Origin of the sequence: Streptomyces sp. NPDC058880 (assembly GCF_042742535.1) — a bacterium.
In the GTDB taxonomy this organism is placed as follows: domain Bacteria; phylum Actinomycetota; class Actinomycetes; order Streptomycetales; family Streptomycetaceae; genus Streptomyces.
In genome coordinates this window covers 17,172-37,482 of the sequence record NZ_JBHYMC010000013.1, presented here as the reverse complement: position 1 = coordinate 37,482, position 20,311 = coordinate 17,172, and the positions used below count along the sequence as shown (strand labels likewise).

Genomic DNA, 20,311 nt, shown 5'->3' with positions numbered 1-20,311 from the left:
TCGCTTCTCACACAAACGTACTTGCCGACTGGTTTTCTTTCGGTTCACCCGATTACATTGACGGCACACCACAGCGGACGCCCCACCGACAGCGACCGGGAGGACCACCACGTGGCGAGGGCCAGACAGGAACGGGCCGAAATCACCCGTCAGGCCATCCTCGACGGCGCGGCCATCGCGTTCGACGACTGCGGATTCGAGGGCACCAGCCTCAGCGACGTGGTCAGGCACGCCGGAGTCACCAAGGGTGCCCTCTACTTCCACTTCCCGTCCAAGCAGGCCCTCGCCCGCACGCTGATGGACGAGCAGTTCCGGGTCGCGGAGAACGTGCCGGCGATCGAGAACCCGGGACTGCAGACCATCATCGACCTGAGCCACCGGATGGCCCACGGACTGCGCACCGACGTCCGGGTCCGGGCCGGCATCCGTCTGGTCATCGAGTTCGGCTCCTTCACCAGCCCCGACCCGACGCCGTACGACGCCTGGATCGACACCTGCCGCACCTGCCTGACACCCGCCCAGCAGAACGGTGACATCCACCCCTCCCTGGACGTGGGCGCCCTCTCGGCCCTCCTCGTCGCCGCGTTCACGGGCATCCAGGTCACCTCGCACGTCCGCACCCGCCGCGAGGACCTCCACCACCGTGTCACCGATCTGTGGAACTTCCTGCTCCCCACCATCGTCCCCACGGACCGCATGGCCCGCTTCCACCCCACCGGCACACCGCACTCGCACGGCGCAGCCGTCAACTGACGACACGCGCACGGACGCACGGACGCACGGACGCACGGACGCACGGACGCACGGACGCACCAGGGCGGCGTCGCACACGCCGTGGCGAACCACGGGGGTGCTCGCCACGGCGTGAGCGAGACCGCCCTGCACACACCGGCCACACCACCGGCCGCGGCGCATTCACCGCGCCGCGGCCGGCGCCTGTCACGTGTGCGGGCCGGTGCCGTGTGCGAACGCGAGGACGGACGCGGCCGCTTCGCCCAGACTCCTGAAGTGGCGGTGCACCCCGGCCACCGCTTCGGGAGCGTTGACCCCCCAGACCGTCATCCCCGCGCGCAGCCCGGAGCGGACTCCGGACGGCGCGTCCTCGATGACCAGGCAGTCCCGCGGCTCTGCTCCCAGTCGCGCGGCGGCCAGCAGGTACGGCACCGGCGACGGCTTGCCCTCGGCCACGGAGGCGGCATCGACGACGACCTCCGGCACGGGCAGGCCGGTCCGGGCGAAGCGCCCGCGCACCCGGTGCTCGTAGTTCGACGTGACGAGCGCCCACGACCCGGACGGCAGCGCCTCCAACAGTCCGGCCGCACCCTCGAACGCGCCGTAGGTGCCCGAGCGGACGTCCTCGTCCTCCAGGGCGTGCAGCATCGCCAGGCACTGTTCGGGGTCCCGCTCCGGAGCGACCTCGGCGAAGGTCTCCACCGGCCTGGTGCGCAGTGCCACCCGGTGGACCTCGTCGGGATCCAGCCCGTGGCGGCGCGCCCATTCACCCCACATGCGGCGCTGGTTGTCCACGGCGTCGATCAGTGTGCCGTCGACGTCGAACAGGACGCACTTCTTCGCTCCGGGGCGGGCGGGTTCGGCGATCACCCCCCGATCATGCCACCCCTCCCACCTTCCTCGAACAAGGGTTCACCGGACCATCCTGTCAGCCCCTCACGGGCGTTTCGACGTGCGCGACCGGACCGTCATCGGCGACCGTGGACCCGCCACAGGCGCCGACCGAACCGACGACGTCTCCGAGGAGACCCCGTGAACTGGACCATCGAAGTCGTCCCCGTCCCCGTCACCGACATGGACCGTGCGAAGGAGTTTTACGCCGGGAAGGTCGGCTTCGCGGTCGACCTTGACGACGAGGTCGCCCCCGGAGTGCGCGTCATCCAGCTGACGCCGCCCGGCTCACGGTGCTCCGTCGCCCTGCTCCAGGGCATGCCCACACCGCCCGGCGTGAAGGTCATGACCCCGGGCACCCTGCATGGCCTGCAGATGTGCGTGACCGACATCGAGGCCGCCCGGGCGACCCTGGCCGAGCGCGGGGTGCCGGTCTCCCCCGTGCGCCATCTCGGCGACGCGGGCTGGGCAGACGGCAAGGGTGGCACCTGGAACTCCTTCCTCTCCTTCGAGGATCCCGACGGCAACGGCTGGCTGGTTCAGGAGGCCCCCTCGGACCTCGGCGAACGCTGACCCCGCGCACGTCGGCCCCTCACGTCGCACAAGGAGGGCGACGGCACCGGAAGGGCCTCGCCCCGGCCCTCACGCGCCCCGGGAGTCCACGTCCTCCATGAAGGCCAGCATCCTGGCGTTGACCAGCTCGGGGTGGTCGATCTGCGGCCCGTGCCCGGTGGCGGCGAGGATCTCGGCCCGGGCGCCGGGTACGAGGCGCGGTACGCGCTCCACTTGCCGCTTCGGGTGCACGAGCAGGCTTCGCTTGCCCATGATCAGGTAGAACGGCGTCCTGATGGAGCCCAGTTCCGCGTCCGACAGAGGCAGCGGGGCGGGCCTGCGGATCCGGAAGGCCCGCACGCCGGCCTGGACCCACGCACGGAGTTCGGGTACGACGATCACCGGCTGCTCCAGCCACTTGGCGAGACGGGGGCGCCAGGCCTTGGGAGCGAAGGTGGCGAAGAGGCTGGCGAAGATCCAGAAGAAGAAGCGCAGCCCGACCTTCTCCAGGCCGCCCGGGTCGAGGGCGGTGACGGAGGCCAGGCGTCCGGGCCGGAGGTGGGCCTGGTTGATGACCAGCCAGCCCCCGTACGAGGAGCCGACCAGGTGGACCTCGTCCAGGCCGAGCGCGTCAAGGGCCTCCTCCATCCACTGGGCCGCGCGCTCGGGCTGCCACATCGGCTCGCGATGGACGCTGCGGCCGGGGTCGCCGGGCGTGTCGAGGGCATAGACGGGCCGGTCGGCGCTCAGGGCTCGGGTGTTCGGGTACCACTGGGCGGAACACCCGCCCGAACCGTGTATCAGGACCACGGGCGTGCGGGATTCGGCGGCCGGGTCCGCGGGGCCGTAGCGGTAGACGTGGGTCGTGCCGAAGCTCGTCTCCACGTCCGTCTCGGAGCGGGCGGGCGCGCCCATCGCGTAGAGGGCGTCACAGGCGGCGAAGTACCGGTCCCGCAGGGTGTCGCTCACATAGTGGCCGATGTCGCGGCGCACGCGGGGTCGGGTCGCGGTCTGGGGCACGGGGCACCTCCGGGAAGATCCGTTCTTCGTAATACGAACGTACCATGAAAATGGTACGGCGGTACCATGAAAAGGGCCGGCGCCGCCGGAGCCCTCACCACCACCGACGGGCGGAGACGGGACGACACATGCCGAAGCGCGTGGACCACGAGGAACGGCGGACGCAGATCGCCGAGGCGCTCGTCCGGGTCGCCGGACGGCGCGGACTGCATGCCGTCGGCATGAGGGACGTGGCAGCTGAGGCCGGCGTGTCACTCCGGCTCGTGCAGTACTACTTCCAGACCAAGGAGAAGCTGCTCTTCTACGGGCTGCAGCACCTCACCGACCGCTTCACCGCGCGGGTGGGGGCCCGACTGGACGCCGTCGGCCCGGATCCCGGGGTGCGCGCGACCGTCGAGGCGATCCTCCTGGCCTCCCTGCCCGTGGACGAGGAGAGCCGCACCTTCCATCTCCTCTACAGCTCCTACTCGATCCTGTCCGTGACGGACGACGCCCTCGCCGCCCAGCCGTTCATCGACAAGCCGGACGCCGCCGAGGACGCGCTGACCGGGCTGCTCCGGCAGGCTCAGGAAGGCGGTCTGGCCGATCCGGACGCCGACGCGCGCACGGAGGCGATCAGCCTCCTCGCGATGGCGGCGACGATGGGCACCAGCATCCTCGTGGGCCAGCGGCAGCCGGAATCGGCCGTCGCGGTGCTCCGCCACCACCTGGACCGGATCTTCACCCCCGCGCGGCGGCCGTCGGCCGACGGAGCGCCGGACCCCGGAGAGGCCCGGCCCACCGGCGACTGAGAGCCGGGGCGGGCGGGCAGCCGCACGGGGTCGGAGTGCCGCCCGGTGCGGCGCGGGGCCCCGGATCCCCGACGGGCCGAGCCGGCGTCGGGCATCGAGCACCCGGATTCCGGCATCCGACATCCGACCCGACGACAAGCGGCGGGCGGCGCGCCCCTCCCCGGGTTTCCGGGTCCGAGGTGTGCGCCGCCCGCCGCCGGGCCGGGACTGCCGTGGATCAGTCGGTGCCGAACTCCATCGCGGCACGGTCGAGCATCTGCTCATCGTCGCCCTCGGCCCGGCCTCGGGAGGCGATGACCTCGGCGCCGCCCTCCGGCATCGCGCCGATCAGGCCCGTCGAGGCGGCCTGGGCGGCCCCGATGAGCGTCTCGTGCGTGTTGCCGACGATGCCGAGGGCGGCGTACTGCTCCAGCTTGGCGCGCGAGTCGGCGATGTCGAGGTTGCGCATGGTGAGCTGTCCGATCCGGTCCACCGGGCCGAAGGCCGAGTCCTCGGTGCGCTCCATGGACAACTTGTCCGGGTGGTAGCTGAAGGCGGGACCCGTGGTGTCCATGATCGAGTAGTCCTCGCCGCGCCGGAGCCGCAGCGTGACCTCACCGGTGACGGCGGCGCCGACCCAGCGCTGGAGGGACTCGCGGATCATCAGCGCCTGCGGGTCCAGCCAGCGACCCTCGTACATGAGGCGACCCAGCCGCCGGCCTTCGTTGTGGTACTGCGCGAGGGTGTCCTCGTTGTGGATCGCGTTGACGAGGCGCTCGTACGCCGCGTGCAGCAGCGCCAGGCCGGGGGCCTCGTAGATGCCGCGGCTCTTGGCCTCGATGATCCGGTTCTCGATCTGGTCGGACATGCCCAGGCCGTGTCGGCCGCCGATGGCGTTGGCCTCCATCACCAGGTCGACGGCGGAGGCGAACTCCTTGCCGTTGATCGTCACCGGGCGGCCCTGGTCGAAGCCGATGGTCACGTCCTCGGCGGCGATCTCCACCGAGGGGTCCCAGAACCGCACGCCCATGATCGGCTCGACGGTCTCGACACCCGTGTCGAGGTGCTCCAGGGTCTTGGCCTCGTGGGTGGCGCCCCAGATGTTGGCGTCCGTGGAGTAGGCCTTCTCGGTGCTGTCGCGGTAGGGGAGGCCGTGGGCGAGCAGCCACTCCGACATCTCCTTGCGGCCGCCGAGCTCGGCGACGAAGTCCGCGTCCAGCCAGGGCTTGTAAATGCGCAGGTGCGGGTTGGCCAGCAGGCCGTAGCGGTAGAACCGCTCGATGTCGTTGCCCTTGAAGGTCGAGCCGTCGCCCCAGATCTGGACGTCGTCCTCGAGCATCGCGCGCACCAGCAGGGTGCCGGTGACGGCACGGCCGAGCGGCGTGGTGTTGAAGTACGCCCGACCGCCGGAGCGGATGTGGAAGGCACCGCAGGTGAGCGCGGCCAGCCCCTCCTCGACCAGCGCGGCGCGGCAGTCGACCAGGCGGGCGATCTCGGCGCCGTACGCCGACGCGCGGGCGGGCACCGACGCGATGTCGGGCTCGTCGTACTGGCCGATGTCGGCGGTGTAGGTGCACGGGACGGCGCCCTTGTCGCGCATCCACGCGACCGCGACGGAGGTGTCGAGTCCGCCGGAGAAGGCGATGCCGACGCGCTCGCCGGCGGGAAGGGAGGTGAGGACCTTAGACATAGGAAGAGTATGCAGGCTCACGCATGTTCATGCAATCTGGTGGGCGTGTCGACCGGTCCTTCCAGGCGCAGGACGACCAGGACCGTGTCGTCGGTGACGCCGACGGGCGGCACCAGATCGGCCAGGAGGGCGTCCGCGAGCACGGCGGGATCGGCGCCCCGGTGGCGGGCCAGTGCGTCGGCGAGCCTGCCCAGGCCCGTGTCGATGTCCTCGCGCCGGCGCTCGACGAGCCCGTCGGTGTAGAGGACCAGGACCGAGCCCTCGGTGTAGGCGGTACGGGCCTGGGGACGCGGCGCGTGTTCGGGGCGGGCACCGAGCGGCGGGTCGGTGGCCCCGTCGAGGAAGACGACCGTGCCGTCGGGGCCGCAGAGCGCGGGCGGAAGGTGGCCGGCGCTGCTGTACGTCAGGGTGCGGCTGTTCCAGTCGATGAAGACCGAGACGGCGGTGGTGGACTCGGCTCCGGCGACGGAGCGGGCATAGAGGCCGAGCACCTCCAAAGCCTGGGCGGGGCCCTCGGCGACCAGCGAGGCGGCGGACAGGGCACTGCGCAGCTGCCCCATGACCCCGGCCGCGCCCAGTCCGTGGCCGACCACGTCTCCGACGGCGACGATGGTGCAGCCGGGGGTGTCGACGAGGTCGTACCAGTCCCCGCACACGTTCAGGGCCGCGGCGGCGGGGCGGTAGCGGACGGCCGCCTGGTGGTGGGCGAGGGGGCTCGGCTCGGGAAGCATCGACTCCTGGAGGTGGAGTGCCACCTCCCGTTCCCGCGCGTGGGCCCGGCGCAGCCGCTCGTTGAGCTCCTGGAGCTCCCGCGCCCGGCTGTAGAGCTCGGCCTCCAGCACCTGCGTCGCGCTCTCACCGCTGCGGGCCCCTCGGGCCCGGATCAGCTCGGTGACCTCCTCCACCCGGTGCAGAACGAGCGCCACGGCGCCGTCGGGGGCGAGGACGGGGACGTTGACCGGGCTCCAGTACCGCTCCTGCCAGACCCCCGGCCGTTCGGGGTCCTCCACGTCGTAGCGCTGGATGGCCATGGCGTCGCGCTCCCCGGTGGCCACGACCCGCTCCAGCGAGGTGCGCATGTTGCGGGTGCCCGTCGCGGCCGGGTCGTTGGGGTTGTCGGGGAAGGCGTCGAAGATGTGGCGGCCGATGACCTGCTCGCGGGTGCGGCCCGCCACGGACAGGTACGCGGCGTTGACGTCCAGGTACACCAGATCAGGGGTCAGCAGCGCGGCCGCGCCCGGCAGCGCGTGGAACACCGCCCGGTAGTCGATCCCGGATCCGTTCACGATCCACCTGTCCGTGTGCTTCCGTCCTGGTCGTGAGGTTCCTCCCACGATAGGCGCGCTTGCACCGCGCGGCTTCGGCACGGGATTGCGCCTTGGTCCGTTCGGCGGCTCCCCCGGCCCCCGGGCCCCGGCGAGGTCGGGGGAGGCGGCGGGGCGGGGTGTGCGGCCCGGGCCGGGGAGGCCGGCCCCGGGCACCCGGGGGACCGGCCCGGCGCTCGTGTGGCGGGCGTCCGGACCCTCGGCTTCCGGCCCGGGCCGACGGTCGTGTGATCATGTCCGTCGGCACAACCGGCACCTCATGGGGGGACCATGCGCACCCGCACCACCAACGCCACCACCGGCCTCGTCACCGCGCTCGGGCTGATACTCGCCCTGGCCGGCTGCAGCACCGCCTCCGACGGGGGCAGGCCCGCCCAGGCCGGTCCCACGGCGTCCGCCCCGGCCGCGCCGAACGGCGGCGGCGCCGGGTTCGACGGGCCGCGGCCGCAGGACCAGAACCTGCTGGCCTGGACCGGCGACCCCAATGACGCCGGCCATGTCACGGCCCAGTCGTCGGCGGGGGTCGGCGGCCGGATCACGCTGGTGCGGATCGTCCTGCGCGAGCAGGTCACCTGGTCGAACATCTGGCTGGGGCTGGCCGGCCTGGACCCGAACGCCCAGCTGGCCGACTGCTACCTCGGCGTGTACGACGCCAAGGGCACGCTGGTCGGATCCACTGCCGACATCTCGCCCCAGCTGATGACCGACGCCATCGCCAAGCCGCTGCCCCTCGCGAAGCCCTTCACGGCCGCCCCCGGCACGTACTTCATCGCGCTGCTGCTGAACGGCAACTGGGCCACCAACGCCCTCACCCTGAAGTCCACGGGCGCCGGCATCTCCGTCAACGCCGGGCTGACGCCGCCTCACCTGCGCTACAGCAGCATCCTGACCGGACAGAGGTCGCTGCCCACCACCGTGGACCTCGGAGCGCAGTCCACGGCCACCATCAACACCGGCTGGGCCAGCCAGTGGTACGCCGTCTCCTGAAGCCGCGCACCCGCCGGGGGCGGGCACCGATGCCGCTCCGAGGTTCGCCGTACCCGTCGCCGCCGTGCCGGCCCCGGCGAGCCGCCGGTCGTCACACGTCGGCGCCGGCGGCGCTCACCCGGATCTTGGACTGGCCGTGGCCGAGCTCCTCCCAGTCCTCCATGAAGCGGGCGGCAAGTCCGTGCCGGGCGGCGAGGTCCACGAGGGTCTGCGTCCGGTAGTAGAAGTCCTCGCGCAGGACGTGGTGCTCGGTGCCGGTGGTGCGGTCGAAGGTGAAGTCGAAGTGGCCGCCGGGCGCGAGGACGCGGCCCACGTGGGCCAGGCACTCGCCGATCACCTCGATCGGCGAGTGCGAGAAGACGCTGTGGGCGTGGACGACGTCGAAATAGCCGTCGGGCAGGAAGTCCAGCCTCAGGTTACGGGTGATCGTCAGGTGCGGGACCTTGGCCTGCAGGCCCCGGTCGGTCAGCGTCTGCTTGGCGGCGATGAGGATGTCGGGCGAGATGTCGATGCCGTAGTAGTGCCCCGCGTCGAGGTACTCGATGAAGCGCCAGCCGGCGCGCAGGTTGCCGCAGCCGATGTCGAGCATCCGGGACCCGGGCCGCAGTCCGTGACCGAGCAGGTAGTCGAACTGCATCTTCCCGAGGGCGAGCCAGCGTTCGTGGGTCTGGCTGCCGACGGCGGCCTCGGGACTGCGGCGCGTGTCCGAGGCCATCACCGCCCGGTAGTAGCTCACGTGGTCGGGGTGCTTGAAGGCCAGCCACCGGTCGCGGGCGGCGCGCCTGAGGTACGGGGCGATGCGGTGCGGGCGGCTCGCGGCGTAGCGAACCTTGTGGACGAGGGATTCCCGGTTGGCTGTGAGGTTCTTCTTGGTGGCCATGAGCACTCCGTCTTCGTCGCGAGGCGAGAGCCCGGTGCGGCAGCGGGGATCGGGATCCGCTGCCCCCCGGAAGGACCTTCGAGACCCACCACGCGCCGGTCGCCGACGTGCACGAACCAGGGGAAGTGACGCGCGCACGAGGCCGCTCCGGGCGCGCGACGGCACACTGGCGGCGAGTCGTCGGCGCGGACGGGACGAGCAGCACACGGGATCGGGGTTTTGTGGTGTTCTGTCCCAGATTGCCACTCGACTGCCGCCCGGCCTGCACAACGCGCCCCAGGAATCGCGCCCCGCGAACCGGACCGGCGGCGATCCCGGCGGCCGTTCATACGACCACCGGATGCCCGATGCCCCCTCCCGGTGGGGATCCGCGCCGCCTGCGACACCCCGGCCGCAACGCGGGACGGGGTCTCACGGCCGGTGCGCGCGCCGTCAGCCGGTGGCGGTGGGCCGCTCCTGGAGCAGCAGACGGGTGCGGAAGAGGTCGAGGACGGCGTTCAGGGCCTCCCGGGCGGGCCGGCCCGGTTCGTCGACGAGGTGCTCCGTCAGGACGGAGTGCGGCGGCAGGGGGCTCGCGGGGTTCGCGTCGCTGTCGTCCAGCTCGACGGCGACGAAGGCGTCGCCCAGTTCGCGCCGGAGGTAGGCGAACCGGTCGCCCGGGACCAGCCGGTCGCCCCGGAAGCGCAGTCCGAGGACCTGCAGCCCTTCGCGCTCGCAGCGTCCGCGGACCACGGCGAGGTCCTCCGGACTGATGTCGATGGCGGCGGCGCGGCCCGGAGTGAGGGGCAGGGGCAACGACGGCTGGGAGAGCACCGGGGCGATCAGGCGTTCGTCCGTGGCCATCGCCAGGGCGAAGCCTCCGGTCAGACACATGCCGACGGCGCCCACACCGGGACCGCCGCACCGCTCGTGTTCGGCGGCGGCCAGGGCCCGCAGCCAGCCCACGACCCGCGAGCTGCGTCCCGTGGCCAGCAGGGTGAACTCCCGGCTGACGCAGACCCGCCACATGGTCGACGCCGTGTAGCGCCCGCTGTTCGCCCAGCCGACGCTGCGCGGGTCCGGGTCGCGTCCGGGCTCGCCGAAGAGCACCGGGAGCACGGCGGTGCAGCCCGCCGCGGCCACCCGTTCGGCGAACGCGATGACCTTGGGGGTGATGCCCGGGACCTCCGCCATGACGATCACGGCAGGGCCCGTGCCCGCGCGCAGTACGCGGCGGGTCGCGCCGTCGTGGGTGAACGAACCTTCGGTGAAGCCGGTCAGGTCGTGGTTCGGCACGTGCCCGTTCCTTCCGTCGGCGCTTCTGGGCCGCGCTCAAGTTACCGGCAGGTAGGGCATCGTGGTCAACCCACCTGGATACCGATCACACAAGTGTCGTCGTCCGTGTCCGACCGGCTCCCGGCCAGGAGGCGGTCCAACCGTGCGTCCAGGTCCCCCGCTCCGGCAGCGGCCGCGTTCACCAGGTGGCCCAGCGAGTCCTGGACCGAGGAGTCCCGGCGCTCCACGAGCCCGTCCGTGTACATCAGCAGGGTGTCGTCCGGTTCCAGCCGGACCTCCCGCTCGCCGTACGCGACGTCCGGCAGGGCGCCGAGGAGCAGGCCCTCGATCAGCGGGAAGGCCTCCGCCTGGTCTCCGCGGACGAGTACGGGCGGCAGGTGGCCCGCGCGCGCCCAGCGCAGCAGCCGTGTGCCCGGGTCGTAGAGGCCGCACACGGCGGTGGCGGTCACGTGCTTGGCCAGGTGGTGGGTGACCGTGTTCAGCCAGGAGAGCAGCTGGCCCGGACCCGCGCCGGTCACGGCCAGGCCGCGCAGGGCGTTGCGCAGCACGACCATGCCGGTGGCGGCCTCGATGCCGTGCCCGGCGACGTCGCCCACCGACAGCATGATCAGGCCGGAGGGCAGGACCACGGTGTCGTACCAGTCGCCGCCGACGAGCGACTCGGTCTCGGCCGGCCGGTAGCGGACGGCGACCCGCATCCCCGGGGCCTCGATGGCCGGTGGCGTGGGCGGCATGATGGCGTGCTGGAGCTGGAGCGCCAGCCGGTTGCGTTCGGCGGACTCGGCCTCGGTGTGGGCGAGCTGGTCCCTGGTCGCGGCCAGCGCCACCTCGGTCCAGTGCTGGGCCGAGATGTCCTGGTAGGCGCCCCGTACGGCGTGCAGCCGACGGTCCGCGTCGAGGACGGGCTCGGCCACCACCCGGATGTGGCGGGTGATTCCGTCGGGCCGCTGGAGGCGGAAGTTGACCGAGGAGGGGCGGCGGTGGCCCAGCAGCGCCCGCAGGAAACGGCCGAGGGCGGCCGAGTCGTCCGGATGGGCGTGGCCGGGAAGTTCCCGCAGCCGTACGGGGTCCGCGGTGGCCGGGAGCCCGTGCAAGGCGTAGAGCTGTGCGTTCCAGGTGGTCTCCCCGGTCGCGAGGTTCTCCTCGAAACCACCGATGCGGCCCAGGCGCTGGGCGTGCTGGAGGAGGTTGGCCAGTCGGGCCGTCTCGTCCTCGATCCGCCAGATGAGGAGGACGGCGGCGCCGTGGCGGCTGACGCTGATATCCGCGACCGAGGTGAGCGGGATCTGGTCGACCAGCGCGGTCAGGCTCATGCGTTCGGCCCGGAACGGCTCGCCCGTCGCGTGGACGCGCTCGATGATGTCGAACAGCCCGTTCTCGGCGGCGGCCATCGGGTAGGCCTCCAGCAGCAGCGCCCCGTTGACGTCGCCGCGCGGCCGTCCCACGGGATCGACGAACCGGCTGCCGACGTGCCGGATCCTGAAGTCGGTGAGGCGGCCCTCGGAGTCGAGGACCGGGGTGAGCACCACGGCAGGGTCCTGAAGACCCTCGGCGAGGTCGGTGAGTTCCGCTACGTCCGGGAGCACCGCGTCGCCGACCGCCGGATCGCCGGGCGGCGCGGCGTCCATGGTGCGGGCGCACAGCTCGGCGAGAGCCTCGACCTGGCGCTCGATCTGCGGCGGCTGCGGGGCCAGGGGCTGGGGCCAGCAGATCTCCAGGACACCGTGGATCCGTCCCCCCGTCCCGGTCGGTACGGCCATCCGTCCGCCGTCGGGCCACTGGAGGTGGCCGATCGAGGGGAGGCCGGTGCGTCGGGTGCGGGGCAGGGTGACCAGTCGGCGCTCCCGCAGTGCGAGACCGGCGACGGTGGAGACGCCCGGGGGTACGTGGCGCCAGCGGGCGGCCTCCCCGGGCGGGAACCCGGCGTGTCCGGCGAGGGCCAGCGAGCCGTCGGGGACGGCGGTCCAGACGGCCACCGCGACGGCTCCGAGCGGGTCGAGGGCATGGGTCAGGAGAGAATCGGCCACGGCCTGGGTGTCGGAGGCCGCGGCCAGCATGCCGCTCTCCGCGGTACGCAGCCGGACCGAGACCGTCGGGTGCCCCACAGGGTCGTCATCGGTACCGGCACGGTCGACGAACGCCGCCGCGATCTCGCTGACGTGGTCGCGGGACGCCTGGTTGACGATGTCGGCGGCGAGTTCGAGGCGCGACGTGCCGCTCTCCCGGCACAGTAGGTCGAGCTGGCGTGCCGCCGCGGCCGGGGTGCAGTTCAGCTGACCGATGAGGATGCCCTTGGCCAGTTCGACCAGCGCCCGGCCGTCCGCGGCGGCCTGCGCCTCCAGCACCTCCCGGCGCAGCCGTTCGACGGTGGCGACGAGCCGCCCCAGCAGCGTCGGGGACTGCTGCGGGACGGTGCGGGCGGCGACCGGTGCCGACGGCGGGTGGACGGCTTCCTGCCGTGTCGTGTCCCCGGTCACCGCGTCAGCCAGTGGCGGACGCGGGCGATGAGGTCGTCGGCGTCGACGGGCTTGGTGACGTAGTCGCTGGCGCCGGCTGCGAGGCTCTTCTCCCGGTCCCCGGGCATCGCCTTGGCGGTGACCGCGATGATGGGCAGGGCCTCGTAGGCCGGCATCCGCCGGATCTCGGCGGTGGCCGCGTAGCCGTCCAGTTCCGGCATCATCACGTCCATCAGGATCAGGGCGACGTCCGCGTTGGCGATGAGGGTGTCGATCCCCTTGCGGCCGTCCTCGGCGTGGAGCACGCGGATGCCGTGCAGCTCCAGGATCCCGCTGAGGGCGAAGAGGTTGCGAGCGTCGTCGTCGACGACGAGGACGGTGCGTCCGGCCAGGTCGGCGTCGGGCAGGTGGGCGTCCTGTCGCCCCGCGTCCGCCTGCCTGTGGGGCACTACGTCCCCAGGCTGTTCGGCGGACAGGTGGAGGGCGATGCGTTCGCGCAGCTCGTCCAGGCTGGACAGCAGTTCCACCCGGCGCGAGACGGCCCGCTCGCGCAGCGCTGCCTCCTGCCGGCCGGTCCGGCCCCGGGGGTTGTCATGGGCGAGGACGGGGAGCGAGGAGAGGGCCGGGTCGCCGTTGAGCGCGTCGAGGAAACGCAGCGCCTCGCCCCCGGGCATGTCCAGTTCCAGCACGACGCAGTGGAACGCGTCGGACGCCAGCGCGGCGGCCGCCTCCCGCGAGCTGGTGGCGCCCACCACCTGGATGCCGCCGCGCTCCCCGGCCGCGTGCCGACGGGGGACGAGGTCGCGGTCGGCGCTCTCGGCGACGAGGGAGAGCAGGCCGCCCGGCCGCTCCTCGATCACCAGCAGACGACGGGGGCGGCGCTGCGCCGGAAGCGCCGCGGCGGTCCTGCGGCCGCCCGGATCGGACGCCTGGGTGCCGCCCCCGGGCGAGCGCGTCCCGGCCGGCTCGCCGTGCGGGCCGTCCTCGTAGTCGGCGCGGCTGACGGGCAGGTAAAGGGTGAAGGTGCTGCCCTGGCCGGGGGTGCTCTCGGCGGTGACGGCTCCGCCGAGGAGCTGGGCGATCTCGCGGCTGATGGAGAGGCCGAGGCCGGTGCCGCCGTACTTGCGGCTGGTGGTTCCGTCGGCCTGCTGGAAGGCGCCGAAGACGGACTCCAGCTGCTGTTCGGGAATGCCGATGCCGGTGTCCCGAACCCGGAAGGCGAGCATGGGGGCGCGGCGGGAGACCCCGGCGGGGATCTCCGGGGCCGTCGCCGGTTCGATGCGCAGCTCGACGCCGCCGCGTTCGGTGAACTTGACGGCGTTGGAGAGCAGGTTGCGCAGGATCTGGCGCAGCCGCGCGTCGTCGGTGAGCAGGTCGCCGGGCGCGTCGGGGGCGGTGGTGACGGTGAAGTCCAGGCTCTTCTGCGTGGTCATCGGGCGGAAGGTGGCGTCGACGTACTCCAGCAGCTGGGGCAGGTGCACCAGCTCGGGGTTGACGTCCATCTTGCCTGCCTCGACCTTCGACAGGTCGAGGATGTCGTTGATCAGCTGGAGCAGGTCGGAGCCGGCCGAGTGGATGATGCCCGCGTACTCGACCTGCTTGGGGGTGAGGTTGCGGGTGGGGTTCTGCGCCAGCAACTGGGCCAGGATGAGGAGGCTGTTGAGCGGGGTGCGCAGCTCGTGGCTCATGTTGGCCAGGAACTCCGACTTGTAGGTGGAGGCCAGCGACAGCTGCTGCGCCCGGGCCTCCAGTTCCTGCCGGGCCTGCTCGATCTCCAGGTTCTTGGCCTCGATGTCGCTGTTCTGGCTGGCGAGGAGGGCGGCCTTCTCCTCCAGTTCGGCGTTGGAACGCTGGAGTTCCTCCTGCTGGACCTGGAGTTCCTCCGAGCGGGCCTGCAGTTCGCCGGTGAGCCGTTGGGACTCGCCGAGGAGTTCGTCGGTGCGGGCGTTGGCGACGATCGTGTTGACGTTGGTGCCGATGGTCTCCATCAGCTGGGCGAGGAAGTCCCGGTGCACGGGGGTGAAGGCGCTGAAGGAGGCCAGTTCGATCACGCCGAGGACCTGGTCGTCGACGACGATCGGAAGGATGACCAGGCTGCCCGGAGTCGTGTGGCCGAGCCCGGAGGAGATGACGTAGTCGCCGGGGACCCGGTCGGTGGCGATGATCCGGTGGCTGCGGGCCGCCTGCCCGACGAGGGACTCGCCCAGGGCGAACCTCGTGCCCGCCGCGCTGCCCGCGGGGCGGCCGTAGGAGCCGACGAGGGTGAGCACGGTTCCGCGGGGGGCGTCCTCGGCGAGGTAGAAGGCGCCGTACTGGGCGGCGACCAGCGGCGTCAGTTCGTCCATGACGAGTTCGGCGACGGCGGCGAGATCCCGGTGGCCCTGCATCAGGCCGGAGATGCGGGCCAGGTTGGACTTGAGCCAGTCCTGCTCCTGGTTGGCCCGCGTGCTCTCGCGCAGGGATCCCACCATCGAGTTGATGTTGTCCTTGAGTTCCGCGACCTCACCGGAGGCGTCGACGGTGATCGAACGGGTCAGGTCGCCCTCGGCGACCGCGCTGGCGACCTCGGCGATGGCCCGCACCTGGCGGGTGAGGTTGCCGGCGAGTTCGTTGACGTTCTCGGTCAGCCGCTTCCAGGTGCCGGAGACCCCTTCGACCTCGGCCTGACCTCCGAGCCGGCCCTCGCTGCCGACCTCGCGGGCGACCCGGGTGACTTCCGCGGCGAACGCGGACAGCTGATCGACCATCGTGTTGATGGTGGTCTTCAGCTCCAGGATCTCGCCGCGGGCGTCCACGTCGATCTTCTTGGACAGGTCGCCGTTGGCGACGGCGGTGGTGACGAGGGCGATGTTGCGGACCTGGCCGGTGAGGTTGTTGGCCATGGAGTTCACGTTGTCCGTGAGGTCCTTCCAGGTGCCCGCCACGTTGGGGACCCGGGCCTGGCCGCCGAGCCGGCCCTCGGTGCCGACCTCGCGGGCCACCCGGGTCACCTCGTCGGCGAACGCGGACAGCGTGTCGACCATCGTGTTGATGACACCGGCGAGCGCGGCCACTTCGCCCTTCGCCTCGACGGTGATCTTCTGCGACAGGTCGCCGCGGGCGACCGCGGTGGCGACCTGGGCGATCGACCGGACCTGTCCGGTCAGGTTGGACGCCATGACGTTGACGTTGTCGGTGAGGTCCTCCCAGGTGCCGGAGACCCCCTGGACGGTGGCCTGGCCTCCCAGGTTGCCCTCGGTGCCGACCTCGCGGGCGACGCGCGTCACCTCGTCGGCGAACGCGGACAGCTGATCGACCATCGTGTTGATGGTCTCCTTCAACTCCAGGATCTCCCCGCGCGCGTCCACCCTGATCTTCTGCGTCAGGTCGCCCTGGGCGACGGCGGTGGTGACCTCGGCGATCGATCGGACCTGGGCCGTCAGGTTGTCGGCCATGACATTGACCGATTCCGTGAGGTCCTTCCACGTTCCGGAGACGCCCTGGACGTCCGCCTGGCCGCCGAGCCGGCCCTCGGTGCCGACCTCGCGGGCCACCCGGGTCACCTCCCCGGCGAACGCGGACAGCTGATCGACCATCGTGTTGATGGTCTCCTTCAGCTCCAGGATCTCCCCGCGGGCGGTGACGGTGGCCTTCTGGGAGAGGTCGCCCTTGGCCACGGCTGTGGCCACTTGGGCGATGGAGCGCACCTGGGCGGTGAGATTTCCGGCCATGAAGTTGACCGAATCCGTGAGGTCCAGCCAGGCTCCCCCGACCCCGGGAACGTCCGCCTGACCGCCGAGCCGGCCCTCGGTGCCGACCTCGCGTGCGACCCTCGTGACCTCGGAGGTGAACAGCGACAGCTGGTTGACCATCCCGTTGAAGACGGTCGCGATCTCCCCGAGCAGCCCGTCCGCCCCGTCGGGCAGCCGGGTACGGAAGTCCCCGTCCCGCACAGCGGTCAGCCCGGCCAGCAACCGGCGCAGCTCCGACTCTCCGATTCCGCCACCCGGCAACGCCGCAGCGCCACCCCGTGGATCCGCGCCCGCCCGCTCGGCCATTCGTCACCCTCACTCTCGATACAACCGCGCCGATCCGCGGACAGGACAGGCCCAACGACGGCAGGGCATGCCGGAGCGCCCGGCTCCGCCGGGATCCGTCCTCACCGCGGCACCGGTCCGGTGAAGGCTAACGCCGCCGGAGGGGCGGCGGAGCACGCTCGATCACTCCGCAGGGCGGTACCTCCGGAATCCCGAGGAGCGGACCGGCCCGGCGTCCCGGCCGGGGGACGGCCCGAACTGACCTTCCGCCCGCGGTGCTCCGAAGTCCCCGGATGTCGCCGCGGGCTCCGGGTAGACGAACCGGTGACGGAGGGGGCACCACGACGGAAGGGAGTGAGGACATTGGCGGTCAAGGCGGTCGGCTGGGCACGTTCGTTCCCGATGTCGCACGGCGTCCGGGCGGCGCGGCAGTGGACGGCGGCGCACCTGGCGTCCCTGCCGTGGAACGCCGCGGCGGCCGACACCGTGCACTCCGTACTGCTCTGCGTCAGCGAACTGGTCACCAACGCCCACCTGCACGCCGCCGGCACCGCGCACCTGGTACTGACCTGGGACGGCATCTGCCTGCACGTCAGCGTCGCCGACGCCGATCCGCGGCTGCCCCGCGCCGATCGCACCGGGCCCGACGCGACGGCGACCTCCGGTCGCGGGCTGGGCATCGTCACCGCGCTCGCCGACGCGCTGGACGTCCACTCGTGCCACGGCGGCAAGGCGGTCACAGCCTGCTTCCGCCCCGCGGGCGGCCCGGACCCGCACCGGGCCGAGCCGTGCGCCGGCTGAACCGGACGCCGGGAGCTCAGCGGCGCGGGCTCACGCGGCCAGGGCGTCCTCGACGCTCGCGTGCAGGGAGAGGACCGTGTCGGCCCCGGTCACGGCGAAGAGCCGGCGCAACTGCTCGCCGGGGGCGGCGATGCGCAGCCCGGTGAGGTGGTGCAGGCGCAGGAGCAGGTTCAAGAAGGAGGAGTCTCCGAAAGTGATGGAGCCGGCGTCCAGAACCACCAGCGAGTGGCGGCCGGCCGCCGCGGTGAGGGCCCCTTCCAACGGGTTCAGCGTGTCCTGGTCCAGCTCCCCGTGGGCCGCCACCACCCAGCCGCCTCCCGCCGGATAGCCCTCCCCCACCGCACCTGGCTGGTACGCGTCCCCGAATCCGCTCATGTCCGCCTCCACGGATCGCCGCCTGCACGTCTGTAGCTTCTGTACGTGTGCTTCTGTACGTGTGTTGCTTCGGTACGTCCTCGTCAAGGGAGTATGCCTGCTCACCAGGGCGGCACCGCTCCCCCGGGTCGGCCGGGACCTCGGCGGCCGCAGGCCGGCGACGCGCGGGAGAGCCTCCGGAACCGGAGTGTGTGAACACGCGATGCCGGGGCAGAAGCGCGACGGCAGCCGCAGTCAATCGGGAGGGAGCGGCCCACCATGTCTCGCTCGGCCACCGTTGTAGGCCCCATTAGCGCAACCGACACGCGCGTCCCCGTACGTGACCGGGAGGACCCGGGAACACCGGCGCGGGACGAGGACCTGACACGGCGCGGAACGCCGACCCGGGTGGACAACGCCCGTGAGGTGACGCCCAGCGACGCACGTGAGCTGTCGCGGCACTTCTTCCGTCGGCTGCAGTCCCTCGAGGAGGGCACGCGCGAGTACCAGTACACCCGCAACACCCTGATCGAGATGAACCTCTCGCTCGTGCAGTTCGCCGCACGGCGCTTCCGTGCCCGCGTGCTCGGCGGCGGCCTCGACATGGACGACATCATCCAGGTGGGGACCATCGGCCTCATCAAGGCCATCGACCGCTACGACCTCGACCGGGAGGTCGAGTTCTCCACGCTCGCCCTGCCGTACATCACCGGCGAGATCAAGCGGTACTTCCGCGACACGACCTGGGCCGTGCACGTCCCCCGACGGCTGCAGGAGCTCCGCACGGAACTGGCCAAGGCACAGGAGGCCCTGACCGACGTCCTGGGCCGGGCGCCGACGGTCAAGGAGGTCGCCCAGCACCTGGAGCTGTCCGAGGAGGAGGTCATCGACGGGCTGGTGGCCGCCAACGGCTACACGAGCGGCTCCCTCGACGCCGCCGGCGCGGACGACGACGCACCCTCCACCGCGAACCGGACGACCCGGCCCCTGGCGGAGCGCCTCGGCGAGGTCGACCCCGCCATGGAGCTCTTCGAGGACTTCCACACCCTTGCGCCCCTGCTGGACCAGCTCGACGAACGCGACCGCCGGATCCTGCAGATGCGCTTCGGCCAGGACAAGACCCAGGCCGAGATCGGCGCCGAACTGGGCATCTCCCAGATGCAGGTCTCCCGCCTGCTGTCCCGGACCCTGACCCGGCTGCGCGCCGGCATGCTCACGGCCTAGGCCCGCACCATGACGCCGGACCCGGACCCGGGCGCGACCGCGCCGCCGACCGCCCCGCCGACGCGGGGCCGGCGCGACGCGCGCCCGAGCGGCACCTGCGGCCTCGGCGCCCGGCAAGCCGTCCCCGGGGTCCTCGGCGTCGCGACCGGGACACCCGGGCCCCTCGTGCACCTCGGTCCGTCCGCCGCGGTCCTCCCCGCCCCCGCCGAGGTCACCGCAGGTGTACGGGCCTCGGTGGACCCAGGCCGGCAGGAGCGGCGCCCGCTGCCCGACGACCTGCCGCACCCGCACCCGCACCCGCACCACGAAGTGGTGGAGATGCTCCCGGACGAGTACGCCGCGCCGGAGGCCGCAGCATGATCCCCGCTCCTGCGCCCGGCGGGCCCGGACCCTTCCTCCACCCCGCCCTCTTCTACCGGAACCTCACCGAGTACGTGACGGGGGTGAGCGGATTCGTGCGCGCCGCCCTCGCCTCCGACGAGCCGGTGCTCGTCGCCGTTCCGGGACGTCGCCTGGACGCCCTGCGCGACAGCCTCGGCCCGGACGGGAGCACCGGCATCACCTGGACCGACATGGCGGAGCTGGGCCGCAATCCGGGCCGCGTCCTGGCCGCCCTCCAGGAGTTCGCCGACCGGGACCCGGGGCGGGCGGCACGGATCGTCGGCGAACCCGTCTGGCCCGGCCGCTCCCCCGCCGAGGTGCTGGAGGCCACCCGGCACGAGGCCCTCATCAACACAGCCTTCGCCGACCGGCCCGCCACGGTCCTGTGCCCGTACGACGTGGCCGGGCTGGAGCCCGCCGTGGTGGACGGCGCCCGGCGCACCCACCCCACGCTCATCGAGCAGGGCCGGGAGCTGCCGAGCGAGGCCTACACCGACGCCGCCCGGGTCACGGCGGACCTGGACCGCCCGCTGCCCGAGCCCGACGGCCCGGTGGCCCTCCTCGCCTACGCCCGCGGCGGGCTGGCCTCGGTGCGCGCGTACGCCGAAAGGTGGGCGCGAGGCACCGCGCTGACCGCGACACGCCGCGGTGACCTGGTCATGGCGATCAGTGAGGGCGCGGCGAATTCCCTCTGCCACGGCGGCGGGACGGGCACGCTGCGCCTGTGGAGCGTCTCGGGGCCCGCGGCGGGGGTCGTCGCCGAGATCCGCGACGACGGACACCTGGCGGACCCCCTGGCCGGACGACGCCGCCCCTCGCTGGCCTCGGCCCGCGGCGGCCGCGGTCTGTGGATGATCCACCAGCTCTGCGACCTGGTCGAGGTCCGTGCGACGGAGTCCGGCTTCACGCTGCGGTTGCACCTGGCCACGCCCTGAGACGGCGGTCGCCTACAATGTC

At 72.4% G+C, this 20,311-nt stretch carries 17 protein-coding genes; 8 read left to right on the top strand and 9 right to left on the bottom strand.

Annotation, left to right across the window (positions count from 1 at the left end; translation table 11 throughout):
• Positions 1-111: 111 nt before the first annotated feature.
• Positions 112-753: a ScbR family autoregulator-binding transcription factor gene (locus ACFW2G_RS10455; RefSeq protein WP_384455780.1), complete on the top strand. Its 642-nt coding sequence runs from the start codon at positions 112-114 to the stop codon at positions 751-753.
• 186 nt (positions 754-939) lie between these two features.
• On the opposite strand, the gene ACFW2G_RS10450 is transcribed toward ACFW2G_RS10455, so the two are convergent.
• The gene (locus ACFW2G_RS10450; protein WP_384449000.1) at positions 940-1,602 is read right to left on the bottom strand and encodes an HAD family hydrolase; all 663 of its coding nucleotides are present in this window, start codon (positions 1,600-1,602) and stop codon (positions 940-942) included.
• A 162-nt stretch (positions 1,603-1,764) separates the two neighbouring features.
• Between ACFW2G_RS10450 and ACFW2G_RS10445 the strand changes: the two genes are divergently transcribed.
• Positions 1,765-2,196 (top strand): VOC family protein, encoded by a 432-nt coding sequence (locus ACFW2G_RS10445; protein ID WP_037922425.1) that lies wholly within the window; start codon positions 1,765-1,767, stop codon positions 2,194-2,196.
• A 69-nt stretch (positions 2,197-2,265) separates the two neighbouring features.
• Here ACFW2G_RS10445 and ACFW2G_RS10440 read toward each other — a convergent pair whose 3' ends face one another.
• Complete coding sequence (locus tag ACFW2G_RS10440) at positions 2,266-3,195, bottom strand: alpha/beta fold hydrolase (RefSeq protein ID WP_384448996.1); 930 nt, start codon at positions 3,193-3,195, stop codon at positions 2,266-2,268.
• Positions 3,196-3,323: 128 nt separating this feature from the next.
• Here ACFW2G_RS10440 and ACFW2G_RS10435 point away from each other — a divergent pair, with 128 nt between their 5' ends.
• On the top strand, positions 3,324-3,986 hold the full coding sequence (locus tag ACFW2G_RS10435; protein ID WP_384581785.1) for a TetR/AcrR family transcriptional regulator: 663 nt from the start codon (positions 3,324-3,326) through the stop codon (positions 3,984-3,986).
• Positions 3,987-4,203: 217 nt separating this feature from the next.
• Here ACFW2G_RS10435 and argG read toward each other — a convergent pair whose 3' ends face one another.
• Positions 4,204-5,655, bottom strand: coding sequence for an argininosuccinate synthase (gene argG, locus ACFW2G_RS10430; RefSeq protein ID WP_037922417.1), 1,452 nt, complete (start codon positions 5,653-5,655; stop codon positions 4,204-4,206).
• 17 nt (positions 5,656-5,672) lie between these two features.
• Positions 5,673-6,944: a PP2C family protein-serine/threonine phosphatase gene (locus tag ACFW2G_RS10425; RefSeq protein ID WP_384581852.1), complete on the bottom strand. Its 1,272-nt coding sequence runs from the start codon at positions 6,942-6,944 to the stop codon at positions 5,673-5,675.
• 306 nt (positions 6,945-7,250) lie between these two features.
• On the opposite strand from ACFW2G_RS10425, the gene ACFW2G_RS10420 reads away from it, so the two are divergent.
• Positions 7,251-7,967, top strand: a complete 717-nt coding sequence (locus ACFW2G_RS10420; protein WP_037922415.1) for a hypothetical protein — start codon at positions 7,251-7,253, stop codon at positions 7,965-7,967.
• Between the two features lie 91 nt (positions 7,968-8,058).
• Here ACFW2G_RS10420 and ACFW2G_RS10415 read toward each other — a convergent pair whose 3' ends face one another.
• The 4 genes from ACFW2G_RS10415 to ACFW2G_RS10400 form a co-directional block, all read right to left on the bottom strand.
• Positions 8,059-8,847, bottom strand: coding sequence for a class I SAM-dependent methyltransferase (locus tag ACFW2G_RS10415; RefSeq protein WP_384448989.1), 789 nt, complete (start codon positions 8,845-8,847; stop codon positions 8,059-8,061).
• Between the two features lie 432 nt (positions 8,848-9,279).
• Positions 9,280-10,122 carry a dienelactone hydrolase family protein gene (locus ACFW2G_RS10410; protein ID WP_384581783.1) on the bottom strand — a complete coding sequence of 281 codons (843 nt, stop codon included), beginning with the start codon at positions 10,120-10,122 and terminating at the stop codon, positions 9,280-9,282.
• A gap of 65 nt (positions 10,123-10,187) precedes the next feature.
• Positions 10,188-12,599 (bottom strand): SpoIIE family protein phosphatase, encoded by a 2,412-nt coding sequence (locus ACFW2G_RS10405; protein ID WP_384581781.1) that lies wholly within the window; start codon positions 12,597-12,599, stop codon positions 10,188-10,190.
• Entirely contained in the window at positions 12,596-16,615 is a 4,020-nt protein-coding gene (locus tag ACFW2G_RS10400) for a HAMP domain-containing protein (protein ID WP_384581779.1), read from the bottom strand. Before ACFW2G_RS10400 ends, ACFW2G_RS10405 begins: the two co-directional genes overlap by 4 nt.
• Positions 16,616-16,957: 342 nt before the next feature.
• Here ACFW2G_RS10400 and ACFW2G_RS10395 point away from each other — a divergent pair, with 342 nt between their 5' ends.
• The gene (locus ACFW2G_RS10395; RefSeq protein ID WP_384680903.1) at positions 16,958-17,395 is read left to right on the top strand and encodes an ATP-binding protein; all 438 of its coding nucleotides are present in this window, start codon (positions 16,958-16,960) and stop codon (positions 17,393-17,395) included.
• Between the two features lie 30 nt (positions 17,396-17,425).
• On the opposite strand, the gene ACFW2G_RS10390 is transcribed toward ACFW2G_RS10395, so the two are convergent.
• A complete protein-coding gene (locus ACFW2G_RS10390) occupies positions 17,426-17,770 on the bottom strand; it encodes an STAS domain-containing protein (protein ID WP_037922399.1) in 345 nt (114 codons plus the stop codon).
• Positions 17,771-18,028: 258 nt separating this feature from the next.
• On the opposite strand from ACFW2G_RS10390, the gene ACFW2G_RS10385 reads away from it, so the two are divergent.
• The 3 genes from ACFW2G_RS10385 to ACFW2G_RS10375 are packed head-to-tail and all read left to right on the top strand — an operon-like array spanning position 18,029 to position 20,289.
• The gene (locus ACFW2G_RS10385; RefSeq protein ID WP_384448975.1) at positions 18,029-18,973 is read left to right on the top strand and encodes a SigB/SigF/SigG family RNA polymerase sigma factor; all 945 of its coding nucleotides are present in this window, start codon (positions 18,029-18,031) and stop codon (positions 18,971-18,973) included.
• 9 nt (positions 18,974-18,982) lie between these two features.
• Positions 18,983-19,333, top strand: a complete 351-nt coding sequence (locus ACFW2G_RS10380) for a hypothetical protein (protein ID WP_384448972.1) — start codon at positions 18,983-18,985, stop codon at positions 19,331-19,333.
• Positions 19,330-20,289, top strand: a complete 960-nt coding sequence (locus ACFW2G_RS10375) for an anti-sigma factor RsbA family regulatory protein (protein WP_384448969.1) — start codon at positions 19,330-19,332, stop codon at positions 20,287-20,289. Before ACFW2G_RS10380 ends, ACFW2G_RS10375 begins: the two co-directional genes overlap by 4 nt.
• Positions 20,290-20,311 lie beyond the last annotated feature (22 nt).